The sequence below is a fragment of the Vibrio sp. Vb2960 genome (assembly GCF_033337665.1).
GTDB lineage: Bacteria > Pseudomonadota > Gammaproteobacteria > Enterobacterales > Vibrionaceae > Vibrio > Vibrio alginolyticus.
This window is the reverse complement of sequence record NZ_JAWORD010000001.1, coordinates 368,133-383,846: the sequence shown is the minus strand read 5'-3', so window position 1 is coordinate 383,846 and position 15,714 is coordinate 368,133. Positions and strand designations below refer to the sequence as shown.

The following is a 15,714-nucleotide window of genomic DNA, read 5'->3' as shown; positions in this document are numbered from 1 at the left end:
TAACCATGTCAGACATCAAACAGCTAGACAGCAAAGTCGTTTACCAGAATAAGTGGATGACGGTGCGTGAGGACAAAATTTTACGTCCGAGCGGCGCAGAGGGCATCTATGGTGTGGTCGACAAACCTGATTGTGCTGCGATTCTGGCTATCGATAACGGGATGATTCACTTGGTTCAGCAGTACCGTTACACCGTAGGTCAACGTTGTTGGGAGATCCCACAAGGGGCGTGGGAATCAAACCCAAATGCGGATCATCTTGAGCTTGCCAAAGGCGAGCTGCGTGAAGAAACGGGCATGCAGGCGAGCGCCATGGCGTATGTCGGCGCGCAGTTTATCGCATACGGCTTTTTGAATCAGACATGTCACGTCTATTTCGCCACTGATTTAACGGACGTGGGCAATCAACTCGACAGTGAAGAAGAGGATTTGATCGCTCGTGCTTTTTCGGTTGAGGAGTTCGAACAGATGATGATCGACGGTACGATCAAAGATTGTGTCACCATCGCTGCTTATGGTTTGGCGAAGCTGAAGAAATTCATTTAGTTATTCATTACGATTTTTTAATGAAAACAGCGGCCTAGTGCCGCTGTTTTTAGTTTGGGTGAGCTCGTTGAGCCATCGCTTACTCGTCGATTTTCTTACCTAAGATTTCCACTTGCGCTTTTTTGGTCACCCCCGCGACTTGCAGCGCAGTGCTGCCAACCGATTCATAGTTCAACTCGATTTTGTCTAACTTCGCGTTATCTTTTGTTGGTAGGCTTAAGCTTCTTGATGACATGCCTTTAGTCAGAACCCCTAAACTGTCGAACGTCTTTTCCTGACCATCTTTCATGATTACTTTAACGCTTTTCAGATCGACCGTACCTTGCGTACATTTGATTTTTATGTGGCTGAAACGAGCGTTAGCAAATGGTGACAGTGGATTGACTGTGTCGGTTTCCGATTTAAAACTGACGGTCTTATCTGCAATCTTATCCCAATCGTTGTCTCCTGCAACCGATTGGAAAGAGGCTACAGCCGCTAAAAGACAGAGTGCGATGGTGTTGAACAGTTTCATAGCTTTTCCTTACCTTAGGTTTAGATATTCTGTTTAATCAGTTCGATGACGTGTGTGACTTCGTCTTGAGTTAAAGCCCCTTCTTTCACGAATAAAATTTCGCCTTGTTTATTTTGTACGATAATCGCAGAACTTTCTTGCTGTAGATCCCAAGTTGTTGCTAATACGCCATTTTTGTCTAACACCATGGAAGACCAAGAGAATGTCTTTTTGCTGTCCTCTGCCGACGATTTAACAAATGTACCGGTTCCCCATATGGCGTCTTCTTGGTTGATCACGGTTGTGGTCTGATACTGATCTTCAGGAAAGTGAGCGGCAGTGATTGCTGACATCAGCGGCGCGTTCATCTCTTTGGCTTTACTACGACCTGCAATGGCTTGTATCACACGGACTTTGCCTAACATCTGCTGAGTTGCCCAAGGTTGATAAGCCACATCGTCTCCTTGCAGCGTCATTTCGCCATAGGTATCAATGCTGACGGAAGGGGTGGTTTGACCGACAGAAAGGTTATGAGAGAAGGCGAATGTCGGGGCGAGTGCGAGTAAGAGTGACAGAACAGATGGAGTTTTCATTGGGGGTTCCTGTAACGAAGTGAGGTTAGAGCGAATCAAAATAAGGGGCAAATACGATGCCCCTTATCGGATGTGGCGTTTAGTTAGAAAGTACAACGCGCGCATTTAGCGGTTGCAGCGGACGATTGTTTTGTCCCATGACTTCCATCAGTTTCGCGGCTTGATCTTTGGATAAGGTTTGAGTGTCTTTAAGCACAAACCAGCGCACGCCTTCTGAACATGGTGGTGTGGTTAAAGAGCCGTTAAATCGATAGTAGTTTGCAGTTTTTGGCAGTAAGTCGTTAATCTCAAACGTATCTTTAAAGAAGGTGGTTTGATTCTCTTGTGGGATTGCGTTGATCAGTTTAGACAGCGCTGCGTTTTGATCGCCAGCATCAAACATCACCGAAATTACCGCCAACTCGCCGTCTGCGTTGGCGTGTACAAAGTGCGCTTCAAGTGGATATTGGCGGCCTTTGATTTGGTTTTCTGAAGGTGTGTGGAAATGGAACTGTTGCAGCTCGAACGTCTCGCCATCGATGGTGAAGCTGTTACGTCCATTCACTTGCGCTTGCAGCGTATGACCATTGTTGGTTAAACCAATGACCTGACCAGTGTACGAAAGGTTCAGTGCTTCCAGTTTTGCATCGGCTGGGTTGTCGATGTTGATTGGGCTTTGGTTTTTCGTGGTTGCGCAGTCTTTGGCGATTTCTCCCCAGTGTTCTGGCCCGTGTTTGTCATTGCCATAGCCCCATTCCGAAGCCTGAGCCGCGCTTAGAGTGAGAAGTGAGAGTGAAAAAGCAAGTAGTGTTTTGTTCATAATAATGTCTCTGTTCGGTCGCTTTGATAAGCGTTGTTACAAGGCAATGACCTAGAGGTTTGATCACTGCCTGACGAATTAGAAACGGTGGCTGAGTTGGGCACCAATTAGGAACGCATTTGAATGGGTAACGCCCGTCACCATCGGTGCAGGAACACCTTCATACGCGTACTCTTCTACGTTGACATCTTCACCAATCAAGTACGTCATGCCGATGTCAACCGTGGTATCTGATGACCATTGGTAAGAGGCCCCCGCAGATAACCAGTGACGGTTCGAATCTGGGATAGAAAGCGAAGTCAGCTCATCGACAGGTGTTTTGTCGAACATGTAACCCGTGCGTAGTGTCCAACGTTCATTGGCGTACCAAGTCGCACCGATGGAGTAGTGCGCGGAGTCTTGCCACTGAAAATCTTTTAGCAACTGATCATCAGCTTTCAAGCTGTCAAATGCTGACCAACCAATCCACTGCACAGAATAGTGCAGGGCAAATTTAGGTAAGACGCGGTGATAACCGGAAAACTCCGCAATATCCGGTAGCGGCATAGCAAGCGAGTCGTACGATTCGCCAGCAAAGTGGATGTCACCCTTGGCATCAATGTTAGGGCTGTGCTTGTAGCTTAAACCTAAGCGATGACGTTCGTTAAACTCGTACATCATGCCAATGTTCGCGCCAAGCCCAATGCCGCCAGCTTCCACATCAAGTGCGTTGCCTTTTACGGATCCACAGCGTTGTTCTAGTTCGTTTCCAAGTATGTTCCCACCAACGCAAACACCCACGTCCATATCGCGGTACAGCTCACCAGAGCCGTAAATCACATCAATACCACCACCGATACTAAAACGATCGTTCACCTTGTATGCCAAGCTTGCGCCAAGGTTGACACTCGCTACGCTGGTGACACCGCCAAAAACAGGTGCGCCATAGTTTGGTTTAAACTCCATGTCGGTTCCGAAGTTGGAATATGCCGATAAGCCTAGATACCAGTCGTCGTTGATAGGGTGAATAAAGTAAAAATTGGGTACAACGGCTGGTTGACCAACGCCATCGACGTCATCAATGTCGGTCACGGTTTGAGAGAAGGACGGGGTAATGTCAGCTTGAGGGGACGGAGGAAAACCACCCATACCAACATTGACATCCGCATTAATGTTAGCTCGATGATATTGCGCATTTTTAACGGTAACGTCAGGTTTGACGTAAGTGACACCGAACGATAAGGCATTTTGTTTAAACAGCGTCATCGCTGCGGCGTTACGGCTGACTACAGACGCATTATCACCAATGACGGCATCACCAGCAAAAGCACGACCAAGACCCGTCGCCGAATGTTCGTTAATTTGAAAACCACCGGCATACGCCGTCGAGGAGGCTAACCCGATTAATAAATAAATCGGTGAAAGAGTTAATTGTCGCTGCATGTTTTTCTCATGAATTAATTAGAAGTTGTATTGCAACGAAAATCAGTAAAATAAACAAATCTGACCAGTGCATTTAAGAGTAAAACTAACAGTGTGCTGACAATAAGTAAATTTAACTTAATAAATATTTATTGTTGAATTTATTAATGCTTCATGGCGTGAATATAGTGGTTATTTTACGTGTAAATTAAATCCTGAACCTCTATTTTTATTTTTGCGGTATTACTTCTCTATTTTTATTGTACTGACTGTTCCCTAACAAATAGAGGGAAATCCAGCGATAAAGTGTCCGTGATGGAAACTCTGAGTCATTTGTATTTCCATTGCATCCCAACGTTGGTAGTTCGAATCAGCAAGAGAACTATCGTTTAAACCCACATGACACACTCCTCTCGGTCTTACCTGTGTTATGTGGGTATTTTTTATTTAACTTGCCACTTAACTCCTCTTGAAATTCAATAATTAAAAATGGCCATAATGAAATTTTGATGGATTGCATATTGAATAAGTTAAGATTTTTACTGGTTTGTTGGTATTTAAAAGTTTTGTTTATAATACTTATAACTTGAATTTCTATATTAAAAATGGTCTTTGCTATACGTATTGAATAATAAAGTTTTGAAGTGACTATAATATCTCTGATTTTTCACGTTAGTGAAGTTATTCATTCAGTTTCTTGACGTTAATTTACCTATCTTTACGTCTCGTACCCTGTACGGCTAAGACAAATAGCAGTATAAAATCAAAACGATTATTTACTTCACTCCTGCTATGAAACTCAATAAAAAATGGCTCGTTTTGTGTGGCCTACTTGCTATTGGTGCTGGTGGTTATCATTATCTGCAACGTCCAGAACCCATTTCTCCTTACGCGACAGAAGTCGTTCGCAAAGGCAATATCGAAAAGGCGGTATTAGCCAACGGCATGTTGCAAGCGTCCAAATTGGTGAATGTAGGTGCGCAAGTATCTGGGCAAATTCAACGCCTCGCTGTGAACTTAGGGGATGAGATAAAACAGGGGGACTTGATTGCACAGATTGACAGCCTGACTCAGCAAAACAGCCTCAAAGAAGCCCAAGCGTCTCTTAATAGTCTCAACGCTCAGTACCAGGCTAAGCAAGCGCAGATTAAACAAGCAAACTATGAATACGTGCGCCAAAAAGGCATGTTGGCAGCGAAAGCGAGCTCACGAGCTGATTACGAGAATGCCGAAGCGACGCTCGCCATCTACAAAGCCGAGTTAGCGCAACTGGATGCCGAAATCGAGAAAGCCAAAATCAACGTCGACAATGCGCAGTTAGATCTCGGTTACACCACCATCAACGCACCGATGGATGGCACGGTGGTCTACACCGCGGTGGAAGAAGGACAAACCGTAAACGCCAATCAAACCACGCCAACTATTATCGAGTTAGCCAAGCTAGATACGATGACGGTGAAAGCCGAAATTTCGGAAGCCGATGTGATTTTTGTTCACCCAGGCCAAATGGCGCTGTTCACCATTTTAGGCAAACCGAATCAGCAGTTTAAAGGCACACTGCGCGCCATTGAGCCGGGGCCAACCATCATGGATGGCGATGATAGCGATCTGAGCATTTCAGATAGCGACGCCATTTACTACAACGCTGTATTTGATGTGAAGAACCCGCAAGGTATTTTGCGTATTGGCATGACTGCGCAAGTTTCGATTGTCCTTGAGCAATCGGAAAATACCTTGATTGTCCCTTCACAAGTGCTGCAAAAATCTGGCGGCAAAGGCAACTATACCGTGCCAGTGCTTGAACAGGGCCAAGTGGTGGAAAAGCCCGTGACAGTGGGTATTAACAACAAAGTGAACGCAGAAATTCTCTCAGGTTTGAAGGAGGGTGATCAGGTTGTTCTTGGCAATGCTATGGATGGAGAATCATCAAGCCGAAGTGATCGTCGTCGATCTCCAATGAGGTTCTAAGATGAGTGACGTGCTTTTAAAAGTTGAGGATTTAACTCGACGATTTGTCTCTGGCGACGAGTCGCTTACTGTGTTGAACCACATTAATTTAGAGATAAAACGCGGTGAAATGGTCGCGATCGTGGGTGCATCAGGCTCTGGTAAATCGACGCTGATGAATGTGCTCGGCTGCTTGGATAAACCGTCCAGCGGTCGATACTTCATTAATGGGCAAGATGTCTCGACGTTGGAATCCGACCAACTGGCGGAACTGCGCCGCGAGTATTTTGGCTTTATATTCCAGCGTTACCATCTGCTGGGGGATTTAACCGCGGTGGCAAACGTGGAAGTACCTGCGGTTTACGCGGGAGTGCCTCATCGTCAAAGAACGGAGCGAGCGCAGTCACTATTGGCTCGCTTGGGGCTGGAAGATCGTTTGAACCACAATCCCAGCCAACTGAGTGGTGGCCAGCAACAGCGCGTGAGTGTTGCTCGTGCACTGATGAACGGTGGTGAGGTGATTCTCGCTGATGAGCCCACTGGCGCATTAGACAGTCACAGTGGGCAAGAGATGATGGCACTGCTTAAAGAGTTGCATCAACTTGGGCATACTATCATCTTAGTGACTCATGATATGAACGTGGCGAACTTTGCGGATCGCATCATTGAAATCAAAGATGGTGAAATCATTGCAGATACGCCAAATGCACAAGTTGTAATCAATGAGCAAGCAGCAAAGACACCGAGCGCGTCTTTTCATCGCCCAGCGCAAGCCGCCAGTAAGTGGTGGAAGTGGGACAGTTTTATTGACGCGCTAAAAATGGCGCTGCTAGCGATGTCTAGCCACAGAATGCGCACGTTTTTGACCATGCTCGGCATCATTATTGGTATAGCCTCGGTGGTTTCCGTGGTGGCACTAGGTAATGGTTCACAACAGCAAATTTTGTCGAATATTTCATCCATGGGAACAAACACCATTGATGTCAGGCCGGGCAAAGGGTTTGGTGACCGCCGCTCCGGACGAGTGAAAACGCTAACCGCCGACGATGCTAAATCGTTGGAGAGTCTACCTTTTGTCGACAGTGTCACGCCGTCGTTATCTAACAGCTTAACCGTGCGGTACGCCAATCAGGATGCAACCGCGTCTGTGGAAGGGGTTGGGGAAGATTATTTCCGTGTGCGCGGTTATGAGATCGCCAAAGGTCAGTTTTGGGATGAAGAGAGCGTGAACTCACTCGCGCAAGAAGCAGTGATTGATGACAACACTAGAAAGGAAATGTTTGCGGATAGAAATCCGATTGGTGAAGTGATTTTTCTAGGTTCATTGCCAGTGCGTATTGTGGGTGTCACGCAGAAAAAAGAAGACGCGTTTGGCAACAGCGACGCGCTGAAAATTTGGGTGCCATACACCACCATGTCGGGACGAATGATGGGACAACGCTACCTCAACGGCATTACTGTACGGATTGATGAGAACGCCCCAAGCGCAGCGGTAGAACAGAGCATCATCAACTTGTTAAAAATGCGTCACGGTACAGAAGATTTCTTCACGATTAACACTGACACCATTCGTCAGAGCATCGAGAAAACCACCGCCACCATGACGTTACTGATCTCAGCGATTGCGGTGATCTCCCTAATTGTCGGCGGAATTGGCGTAATGAACATCATGTTGGTGTCGGTGACAGAGCGCACGAAAGAGATCGGTGTGCGAATGGCTGTGGGTGCGCGGCAAGCGGATATTTTGCGTCAGTTTTTGATTGAAGCGGTATTAGTGTGTTTGTGTGGTGGCATTGCTGGTATTGGCTTGGCGTTTTTGATTGGTTTTGCATTCAGTACATCTGGTAGCGGCTTCCAAATGATTTACTCGATGAACTCGATCATCTGGGCGTTTATTTGCTCAACGTTGATTGGCATCGCCTTCGGCTTTTTACCCGCTCGCAATGCCGCCAAACTCGATCCGATAGAAGCGCTAGCGAGAGACTAAAAATGAGTAACACAATGAAATTCAAAACTCGATTGGTCGCGGCTGCCTTAAGCGCAGTGTGGTTGTCAGGTTGTGGTTCGCTTATGCGTAGCGACTATCAAGCTCCTGAGGTGCAAGTGCCTGCAAATTGGCAACAGATGCATGTTGCGGGTGATGTCAGTATGGATCCTTGGTGGTTGGCGTTTAACGACCCAACGCTTAATCAATACATTACTCAGGTGTTGGCTCAAAACAACGATTTGACGCTGGCAACGCTAACGCTAAAGAAAGCGCGTTTACAGCTGGGTTTAGCGCAAGATGACCTTTTCCCTACGTTGAGTTCTTCCACATCAGGACAAGTTCAAAAATCTCTTGATAGCGGGGAATCGGCAGATAGCTACAGCACTAACTTGTCCGTCAATTACGAGTTGGATTTGTGGGGAAAAATCTCGGCAGACGTTGACCAAGCCAAGTGGTCGGCGATGGCAAGTCAACAAGATCGCGAGGCGACCGCACAAAGTTTGGTCGCAACGACGGCATCGCTATATTGGCAAATCGGCTATCTGCAACAGCGCTTAAACCTCAGCCAGCGTAATGTGGTAGACGCAGCTCAAACGCTACAATTGATTGAAAAACAGTACCAACTTGGCGCTGTGGATCAGTTAGATGTGCTTGAAGCCAAACGTACGTTGGCAAGCTTACAAGCGCAGCAAAGTGAGTTTGAACAGAGTTTACTTGAGGCAAACAACGCCTTTGCGATTTTGTTCAATCAACCGCCGAAGAGCATCAGTGCAAACATCCAAATGCTGCCTGAAGGCGATATGCCATCGTTGAGTGTTGGTGCTCCGTCTGATTTATTGATCCGCAGACCCGACATTAAAGCCGCGATTTATGAAGTCAAAGCGGCGTTAGCAAATAAAGACGCAGCAGATTTGGACTACTTGCCCAAGCTGACGCTCACTGGGGCTTTGGGGGGATCGTCACAAGCGCTCAAAGACCTGCTTTCCAACCCGATCGGCAGTTTAGGTGCGGATATGACGCTACCGTTTTTGCAGTGGAATGAGATGAAAAACAGCCAAGCCATTGCCGATTTAGACTATCAATCGGCCATTGTGAGCTATCGCCAAGTGTTGTACGCCGCATTCCAAGATGTCGAAAATGCCTTGTCAGCACGCGAAAAATTGAAGTATCAGGCGGCGCGTTTACAAGAGCAATATGATGCCGCAAGTGCCGCTGAGTCCATTTATGCTGCGCGGTATCAGTATGGCTCGACGTCGATCATGGACTATTTGAATGCACAAGAAGACACCAGAAACGCGCAAGCTTCTTTGTTGGAAAACCGCTACAACCAGTTTCTCACTCAGGTTACGCTTTACCAGTCTTTAGGGGGAACCGACGTTGCGCCGTTGTAATTAGGGGTCAGCACACACTAGCGAAGCGCCATGCAACAAAGCTTTTTTTGAAGGTATTACTGGTCCCATGAATGGGACCAGTAATAAAAGCTTAAGTTACTTGGCGAACTTCTTGAAAGGTGCATCAACCGGGGTGTCAGCTAGGTGATTGGTGTAGTTACTCATCACTTTTTGCGCTAGACCAAGAACAATTTCAAGCAGTTGCTGCTGTCCGTAACCCGCCGCAAAGAATTTCTCTATCTGAGACTCTTCAACTACACCACGTTGGCGCACCATTTGAAGCGTTGTCTCTCGTAGTGTTTCAAGTTTTTCGTCTGCCAATGGTGTTTGGTTGACGAGAGCATCGACAATCTCCTGATCCACTTTCATTGACGCCGCGATCGCACTATGAGCAGGAACGCAGTAGTGACAACCATGTTCAACGTTGATGGTTTGCCATACGACGGTCAATTCTTCTGCGTTAAATGATGTTTGTTGAAAGAGCTCATGCACAACTTGATAACCCTCAAGCAAGGTTGGCGCTTCAGCCATAACAGCATGAAGATTTGGTAGCATGCCAAACGCTTTGACTGAATTTTCAATCAGGTGCTTTGATCCTTCGGGTGCGTTTTCTGCGGTATACAGTTTAAATTCTGCCATGTTTAAATCTCCTGTAATTGGATATGAGCGGATTAGGCAAGAACAGGATAGTTGATTTTGAGCGGTCGCTCAATATAAAATTGAGCATATGTTCAAAATTGATAATTGCTCATGGCGAATACAAAGAAATTCCAACGTGATGAAGTGGTGAAAGCCGCCTCGGATCTATTCTGGAAGAAAGGTTTTCATGCAACATCTACACGTGATTTACAAGATAGCGTGAATCTGCGTCCTGGAAGTATTTATGCGACGTTTGGGTCAAAAGAGGGGCTATATTGTGAAGCGCTAAAAATGTACGTTGCGAACTTACAAGCCCTGTTTGAGTTGCATTTAGCTCAGAACACAACGGTTCTAGATGCAATAGAAGCTTTCGCGATTGATGTGGTTATCAATCAGCGAGACTCCAATCCCAGTGAAGTGTGCATGTTAGTCAAATCAGCAAGTGAATTTGCTGAGGATTTTAATGCGCTGCGCAATCAAACAAACAGCTTAGCAAACCAATTTGAATCTTTTCTTGCAAAGCTGTTTGAGCGAGCAATCGAGAATGGCGAAATTGAAGCTCAGGATACATTGCTTCTTGCTCAGTTGTTCCAGGTTCAGTTTACGGGTATACGAGCCTACTCATACCGTAGTGATGATGTAACCTTAAAGACGTTGATCTCTATTATGGTGGACAGCTTCCGCGGTAACGTACCAAAAACAGAAAGCTGAATGAGGCTGCTCAAAGTCAACGTCTCTAAATCAACGGCTTGAACTAAGCGAGCTCAAATAAACCCGTTATCGGGGTTCGATATCGATAAAAAATGACCACGAAGCATCGTGGTCATTTTTATGCAGATTAACTTGCAATGAACAACAACGGCTTATTAAAAGCGAAACTCTTCTAAGTTATTGCTGCTTTCTAACATTTTTTCAGCCACATAACGATGCGTTGCTGTGGTTGGGTGAGTCACATCCCAGAACACGAACTTATCTGCGCCAGATGCTGCACATTCAGAACGTAATGAGTGAGTGTACATGTAGTCAACAGAAGATGAACGGTTGATGTCTAAGCAAGGGTCGCTTGCATTTACGAAACCGTGTTCTTCTGGTGCCGAGGTTAACTTCTCAAACAGTGCGTGTGTATCAAACAATGCGATGTTGTAGCCTTGGGCTTTGTAGTACATCGCTTGTGCTTTGATGAACTCGTTCATTTTCAATACTTTCGCACGAATCGTTTCAATTTCTTCCTGTGTTGAGTATTTGAACTGTGGTGCTTTGGTTGCATCTGGCAGTGTCATCAACATGAAGTTCTTCGCGCCAGCGTCTGTTAAACGAATCAGAGCTTCAGCGTAATCCGCTTTTACTTCCGGCACGCTACGGTTGTAGTTCATGAAATCATTTAAACCAAACTCTAACGTAAACAATGTGTTAGCAGGGTTGTAGTTCTTCGCCAGCTTTGTGTAGGTTAAGTAAGAAGAAACTTGTTCGCCGACACCAGTTAGCGCGATGTATTGGTTTTCACCTGCTGCGCCACCAACTGCCCAGTTGTATAGCGGTAAGTTTTTGGCTTTAGCAACGTATTCCGTCCAAACAAAACCGTTTGAGAAGTGACCCAAGAACCAGCTATTCGGGTTAGGGAAGCGCCATTGGGACGCGTTAAAGATGTTGCCTGTATCAGACAAGCTATCGCCCAAAGCCACTACTTTGTTTATTTGATCTGGTTGCATTGCAGCATCATTGCTCCAGATCGTGTGGTTATAAGAATAACGATTGTCAGCAGCAAAAAATGTAATGTCTGCGTTCTCGTTCGCTAGATCTAGTGTTTCTTCACAACGCTGACGAATTACGTCTTGTGAGGTATTGGTGTAGAACATGTTTTTAAATGAAACAGAGCTCCACCAATAGCCATCGATAGTGAAGTCACTACCATCTTGGTTTTTTGCCCATTTCCAATCGGTAGCCGCATCGTCCTTAGAGTGGCTCGTACGATACCAGCATCGAACGTACGTATAAGTTTGATTTTCTTGCGCGCTAACCACTTCAGCCGCAGAAACCATTGCTGGTGATAAAGTTGGCTCCTCTGCAATGGCGGAGGCAAGCGGAAGTAATGCAGTTAATAGTGTGATTGTTTTTTTCATCATTCACTCTTCTTGTAATGGTTATTGTTCCGAATGCGTGAATACGCTCGGCTATAACAGTATTTAGATGAGAATTTTTCTCACTAAACCTTCTAATTCTGAGTAAATGCTCAAGACAGTCAACAACTAAATATTCAATATTTCAGTTTTGGCACCACGGTCAAAAAATCCATTCAGCATAGCAATCGATTAAATGGGTGATATTTAGAATAATTACTCACTAACATTAATTTAACATTCATTTTTTATTAATTAAGTAATTGCTTTATAAGGTTTTGTCGATGATTTTTAATGTTAACTTAAAGTGTTTATTGAATGATCTTTTGTACAAATTTGTATATTCATGAAACAAATTGTTTGGCATTTTTGCTCTGTAAACTATAGCTGAAGCTCTCATGCAAACATCATGATGATGACTTTTCATGAGAATATAGTGAATAAAAATTAGCTCAAATAAGGAATAGGGCAAATGCACTACACAACAAGTAAAAAACAAGGCTTATTTTCGTTGTCTGCCGTAGCAATAGCACTGACCACTTCGATGTCAGCGTTTGCGGCTCCACCAATGGGATTTGATGAATCTAAGTTACCGACGAAGTACATCGTCAAATTCAAAGAAGATGCAGTCAGCCGTTCTTCAATGGGGGGTAACTCATTCTGGGGGCCACGAATCGCGCAGGAGTCTGTTCTAGAACAGGTGAAGGCACGTAAGGTGGAAAAACTGGGTAATCGCGCCATTTACAGCGTTGAATTGGATGGCGATGACTTAGAGCCGCTTCGCAACCGTAGTGATGTGGAATACGTGGAAGTCGATCCACCTCGCTATTTGCTCAGCGAAACGACCCCATGGGGATATGAAGCGGTTAATGCTCAACTGCTAGCTGACTTCAATGCGGGTAATCGCACTGTATGTATTATCGATTCAGGGTACGACATTTCGCACAACGACCTAAGCGGTAACCGCGTTGCTGGTACTAACGATAGTGGTACGGGATCATGGAGTGATCCGGGTAACAACAATGCCCACGGTACTCACGTCGCGGGTACGATTGCTGCGATTGCCAACACCGAAGGTGTAAAGGGTGTGATGCCAAACCAGAATGTGAATTTGCACATCGTGAAAGTATTTAACGAATCGGGTTGGGGTTACTCATCTGGGCTTGTTAAAGCAATCCAGACCTGTGCCGATAATGGTGCTAACGTTGTGAACATGAGCCTCGGTGGTAGTCAATCAAGCCGAACTGAGCAAAATGCACTGCAAAATATTTACGATCAAGGCGTTCTATTGATCGCCGCTGCGGGTAATGATGGCAATACAGCGCACAGCTATCCAGCTTCTTATGACTCAGTGATGTCTGTTGCGGCCGTTGATAATCAAAATGATCATGCAGCGTTCTCACAATCTACTAATCAAGTTGAGATCTCAGGCCCGGGTGTGGCGATCTTATCAACGGTTACGGTAGGTGAAGGTAAACTTTCTGATATTACCTTGAATGGTGTCAGTCAGTTTGATCGTGGGATTGTTCCTCACAATCGTTTGATCAATAACGGTTCTTCGTATGTTCCGGATCCAATCGCGGGTTCAGTAACGGCAACGCTAGATAGCTGTGATGTATCTGGCGGTAACTTTAACTGTGGTGATATGTCGGGCAAAATTTGTTTGACTGAGCGTATTGGCAACCAGTCTTCAGGAAACTACCCTGAAGTGGATGCGGTTCAGGCTTGTTACAATGCGGGTGCGCGAGCTGCAATCGTATACAGCAACTCTGAACTACCTGGTTTACAAAACCCATTCTTGGTAGACACAAACAACGCTTATCGTATGGTTTCGGTAACGGTTGATCGTGCATTTGGTCAAGAGCTGTTGGGGTATGTTGGTCAGGAAATTACTGTTGCAACAACCTCTGGTGAAGATTACGAATACTACAATGGTACATCAATGGCGACACCGCACGTAACGGGCGTAGCTGGCTTGGTGTGGAGTTACCACCCAACCTGTACAGCAGCGCAAGTGCGTAATGCCCTAGTGAAAACTGCAACAGATATTGATGTTGCTGGTCGAGACAACCGTACTGGCCACGGCCTAGTTAATGCTGAAGCGGCGAAGCTGTTCTTGGACGCTGGCTGTAATGGACCTGATGGTGGTAGCTCTTCGGATTCTAGCTTCTCAAATACCAGCCCTGTTGCGATTCCAGATAATAAATCTTCTGGCGCAATCAGTGCAGTAGAAGTCGATCGCTCTGGTGATTCAGGCACAGTAAGTATTGACGTTGATATTAGCCACACTTACATCGGTGATCTACGAGTGACTTTAACGTCACCGACTGGTGGAGAAGTTGTACTTCACAATAATACTGGCGGCAGCGCTAACGATATAAAAAACACGTTCCAAGCGGATTTTTCTGGTTTTGAATCGCAAGGTACATGGGAACTAAAAGCGGTAGACAGTGCCAGAAGAGACACAGGCACCATCAACAGTTGGACTCTGACCTTTCAATAAGGAGTGACTATGAAGAAGTTGACCTTACTTTCTTTGTCTGCGGTAGGCGCTACCGCACTATTGGCAATCGGACTGAGCTCAAGCAGCTTGGCAAACAGTCAAGGATTTCCTCTCGTGGATGAACGCCAAGATCAAGCCGAGCAGCAACCTGAACGTTACTTTATTAAGTATCATGAAGGAAAAGAGAGCGAAGTGAGAGCGCTTCTTCGTCAGCACAACATTGAAGTAGTCGACGCTCTGGTGAAACAACATGTGTTGATTGTGGTGGGTGAACAGGCGGAAGTCGATAAGCTCGCGGATCACGATGCGGTCGAATACACTGAGCAAGAGCCGACAAGAAAGCTGCTATCTAACGGAACTACGCTTCAATAAGCCAAACTTCCTTGAGATAGTGCCAAAAAGAAACACGCCCCTCACGTGAGGGGCGTTTGTTTCATTTGTTAGTGGAAGATGAAGATTACGGACGTTCACCTGCTGCTAGACGACGTTCGATATCTGCAACCACTTCTGGGAAGTCAGCGATCGTATCGATAAGGTAGTGCGGCGAGCTCTTGAGCAATTTTGCACGCGCTTTTTCACGAGCGGCATCAAGCGTTGCTTCGTCCGCAGCTTGGTATTCTTCAAACGTTAGACCTGCTTCGTTACCAGAAAGCAGCAAGCCAACGGTCCACATACCAGCGTTGTGACCTTCGTCGATGCCCGGTGCGGCGTCATCCACTTTGATACACGCATTAACGTCGGTTACATTCAGCTCAATCACGTTCTTCAGTGCCATAAATGGCGCAGGGCGACCACCTTGTGGCAGGTCATCCGTGGCTACTACGTAATCTGGTTTGTAGCCGTAATCCGCAGCCACTGGAATCAGCACGTCCATCACTTCGCGAGGGTAACCAGAACAAGAACCGATCTTGATGCCTTTGTCTTTCAGAGCGTTCACAACTTCAATCGCATTAAGGATTGGCTCTGCGTGCTCAGCCACTTTTGCTTTTTGCAGCGGCATGAATGCTGCGTAGATAGCGTCGATGTCTTCGCTGGTCATTGAGCGACCAAACTTCTCATTCCAACGTTTATCAACTGCAGGGATACGACCCACAGCTTGGATGTGATCCCACTTACCAAGCCCCATTGGTTCGCGCGCTTCCTCAAGATCGATATCGAAATCAAAGCCTTGTTTGAACGCTTCCACAAAGATACTGGTCGGTGCAAAAGAGCCGAAATCGACGATAGTGCCAGCCCAGTCAAAGATCACTGCTTGAATTGGTGAGTTGCTCATGTTCAATCCTTTTTCTTGCTTGCTAG

At 45.9% G+C, this 15,714-nt stretch carries 14 protein-coding genes; 7 read left to right on the top strand and 7 right to left on the bottom strand.

The genetic code is table 11. The features are described from left to right. The first annotated feature begins 5 nt into the window (after nucleotides 1-5). Complete coding sequence (locus R7O03_RS01650) at nucleotides 6-545, top strand: NUDIX domain-containing protein (RefSeq protein ID WP_172563700.1); 540 nt, start codon at nucleotides 6-8, stop codon at nucleotides 543-545. A 79-nt stretch (nucleotides 546-624) separates the two neighbouring features. Here R7O03_RS01650 and R7O03_RS01645 read toward each other — a convergent pair whose 3' ends face one another. The 4 genes from R7O03_RS01645 to R7O03_RS01630 all read right to left on the bottom strand — a co-directional run bounded on the left by R7O03_RS01645 (nucleotide 625) and on the right by R7O03_RS01630 (nucleotide 3,852). Next, nucleotides 625-1,059 (bottom strand): hypothetical protein, encoded by a 435-nt coding sequence (locus R7O03_RS01645; RefSeq protein WP_005480927.1) that lies wholly within the window; start codon nucleotides 1,057-1,059, stop codon nucleotides 625-627. A 20-nt stretch (nucleotides 1,060-1,079) separates the two neighbouring features. Next, a complete protein-coding gene (locus R7O03_RS01640; protein WP_005480925.1) occupies nucleotides 1,080-1,631 on the bottom strand; it encodes a YtfJ family protein in 552 nt (183 codons plus the stop codon). A gap of 79 nt (nucleotides 1,632-1,710) precedes the next feature. Beyond that, complete coding sequence (locus tag R7O03_RS01635) at nucleotides 1,711-2,430, bottom strand: carbonic anhydrase (RefSeq protein ID WP_020841751.1); 720 nt, start codon at nucleotides 2,428-2,430, stop codon at nucleotides 1,711-1,713. A 78-nt stretch (nucleotides 2,431-2,508) separates the two neighbouring features. Beyond that, entirely contained in the window at nucleotides 2,509-3,852 is a 1,344-nt protein-coding gene (locus tag R7O03_RS01630) for an OmpP1/FadL family transporter (protein ID WP_054701482.1), read from the bottom strand. A 771-nt stretch (nucleotides 3,853-4,623) separates the two neighbouring features. Between R7O03_RS01630 and R7O03_RS01625 the strand changes: the two genes are divergently transcribed. The 3 genes from R7O03_RS01625 to R7O03_RS01615 are packed head-to-tail and all read left to right on the top strand — an operon-like array spanning nucleotide 4,624 to nucleotide 9,156. Then, nucleotides 4,624-5,799, top strand: coding sequence for an efflux RND transporter periplasmic adaptor subunit (locus tag R7O03_RS01625; RefSeq protein WP_318131354.1), 1,176 nt, complete (start codon nucleotides 4,624-4,626; stop codon nucleotides 5,797-5,799). A gap of 1 nt (nucleotide 5,800) precedes the next feature. Continuing rightward, complete coding sequence (locus R7O03_RS01620; RefSeq protein WP_318131352.1) at nucleotides 5,801-7,765, top strand: MacB family efflux pump subunit; 1,965 nt, start codon at nucleotides 5,801-5,803, stop codon at nucleotides 7,763-7,765. A 14-nt stretch (nucleotides 7,766-7,779) separates the two neighbouring features. After that, nucleotides 7,780-9,156: an efflux transporter outer membrane subunit gene (locus R7O03_RS01615; protein WP_318131350.1), complete on the top strand. Its 1,377-nt coding sequence runs from the start codon at nucleotides 7,780-7,782 to the stop codon at nucleotides 9,154-9,156. A 96-nt stretch (nucleotides 9,157-9,252) separates the two neighbouring features. Here the strand turns inward: R7O03_RS01615 and R7O03_RS01610 are convergent, their stop codons facing one another. Continuing rightward, entirely contained in the window at nucleotides 9,253-9,795 is a 543-nt protein-coding gene (locus R7O03_RS01610) for a carboxymuconolactone decarboxylase family protein (RefSeq protein ID WP_005374097.1), read from the bottom strand. Nucleotides 9,796-9,906: 111 nt separating this feature from the next. Here R7O03_RS01610 and R7O03_RS01605 point away from each other — a divergent pair, with 111 nt between their 5' ends. Then, on the top strand, nucleotides 9,907-10,506 hold the full coding sequence (locus R7O03_RS01605; protein ID WP_005374096.1) for a TetR/AcrR family transcriptional regulator: 600 nt from the start codon (nucleotides 9,907-9,909) through the stop codon (nucleotides 10,504-10,506). Between the two features lie 155 nt (nucleotides 10,507-10,661). Here the strand turns inward: R7O03_RS01605 and R7O03_RS01600 are convergent, their stop codons facing one another. Beyond that, entirely contained in the window at nucleotides 10,662-11,918 is a 1,257-nt protein-coding gene (locus R7O03_RS01600) for an SGNH/GDSL hydrolase family protein (RefSeq protein ID WP_318131348.1), read from the bottom strand. Between the two features lie 466 nt (nucleotides 11,919-12,384). Between R7O03_RS01600 and R7O03_RS01595 the strand changes: the two genes are divergently transcribed. Together R7O03_RS01595 and R7O03_RS01590 are read left to right on the top strand one after the other, a co-directional pair. Further along, nucleotides 12,385-14,415: a S8 family serine peptidase gene (locus tag R7O03_RS01595; RefSeq protein WP_025768035.1), complete on the top strand. Its 2,031-nt coding sequence runs from the start codon at nucleotides 12,385-12,387 to the stop codon at nucleotides 14,413-14,415. 9 nt (nucleotides 14,416-14,424) lie between these two features. Further along, on the top strand, nucleotides 14,425-14,787 hold the full coding sequence (locus tag R7O03_RS01590) for an ATPase (RefSeq protein WP_318131346.1): 363 nt from the start codon (nucleotides 14,425-14,427) through the stop codon (nucleotides 14,785-14,787). Between the two features lie 85 nt (nucleotides 14,788-14,872). On the opposite strand, the gene phnX is transcribed toward R7O03_RS01590, so the two are convergent. Beyond that, nucleotides 14,873-15,688, bottom strand: a complete 816-nt coding sequence (gene phnX, locus R7O03_RS01585) for a phosphonoacetaldehyde hydrolase (protein WP_318131345.1) — start codon at nucleotides 15,686-15,688, stop codon at nucleotides 14,873-14,875. Nucleotides 15,689-15,714 lie beyond the last annotated feature (26 nt).

Bases quoted from the DNA above. Each gene is read 5' to 3' on its own strand.
- R7O03_RS01650 (WP_172563700.1), top strand. From the start codon at position 6: ATGTCAGACATCAAACAGCTAGACAGCAAAGTCGTTTACCAGAATAAG.
- R7O03_RS01645 (WP_005480927.1), bottom strand. From the start codon at position 1,059: ATGAAACTGTTCAACACCATCGCACTCTGTCTTTTAGCGGCTGTAGCC.
- R7O03_RS01640 (WP_005480925.1), bottom strand. From the start codon at position 1,631: ATGAAAACTCCATCTGTTCTGTCACTCTTACTCGCACTCGCCCCGACA.
- R7O03_RS01635 (WP_020841751.1), bottom strand. From the start codon at position 2,430: ATGAACAAAACACTACTTGCTTTTTCACTCTCACTTCTCACTCTAAGC.
- R7O03_RS01630 (WP_054701482.1), bottom strand. From the start codon at position 3,852: ATGCAGCGACAATTAACTCTTTCACCGATTTATTTATTAATCGGGTTA.
- R7O03_RS01625 (WP_318131354.1), top strand. From the start codon at position 4,624: ATGAAACTCAATAAAAAATGGCTCGTTTTGTGTGGCCTACTTGCTATT.
- R7O03_RS01620 (WP_318131352.1), top strand. From the start codon at position 5,801: ATGAGTGACGTGCTTTTAAAAGTTGAGGATTTAACTCGACGATTTGTC.
- R7O03_RS01615 (WP_318131350.1), top strand. From the start codon at position 7,780: ATGAAATTCAAAACTCGATTGGTCGCGGCTGCCTTAAGCGCAGTGTGG.
- R7O03_RS01610 (WP_005374097.1), bottom strand. From the start codon at position 9,795: ATGGCAGAATTTAAACTGTATACCGCAGAAAACGCACCCGAAGGATCA.
- R7O03_RS01605 (WP_005374096.1), top strand. From the start codon at position 9,907: ATGGCGAATACAAAGAAATTCCAACGTGATGAAGTGGTGAAAGCCGCC.
- R7O03_RS01600 (WP_318131348.1), bottom strand. From the start codon at position 11,918: ATGATGAAAAAAACAATCACACTATTAACTGCATTACTTCCGCTTGCC.
- R7O03_RS01595 (WP_025768035.1), top strand. From the start codon at position 12,385: ATGCACTACACAACAAGTAAAAAACAAGGCTTATTTTCGTTGTCTGCC.
- R7O03_RS01590 (WP_318131346.1), top strand. From the start codon at position 14,425: ATGAAGAAGTTGACCTTACTTTCTTTGTCTGCGGTAGGCGCTACCGCA.
- phnX (WP_318131345.1), bottom strand. From the start codon at position 15,688: ATGAGCAACTCACCAATTCAAGCAGTGATCTTTGACTGGGCTGGCACT.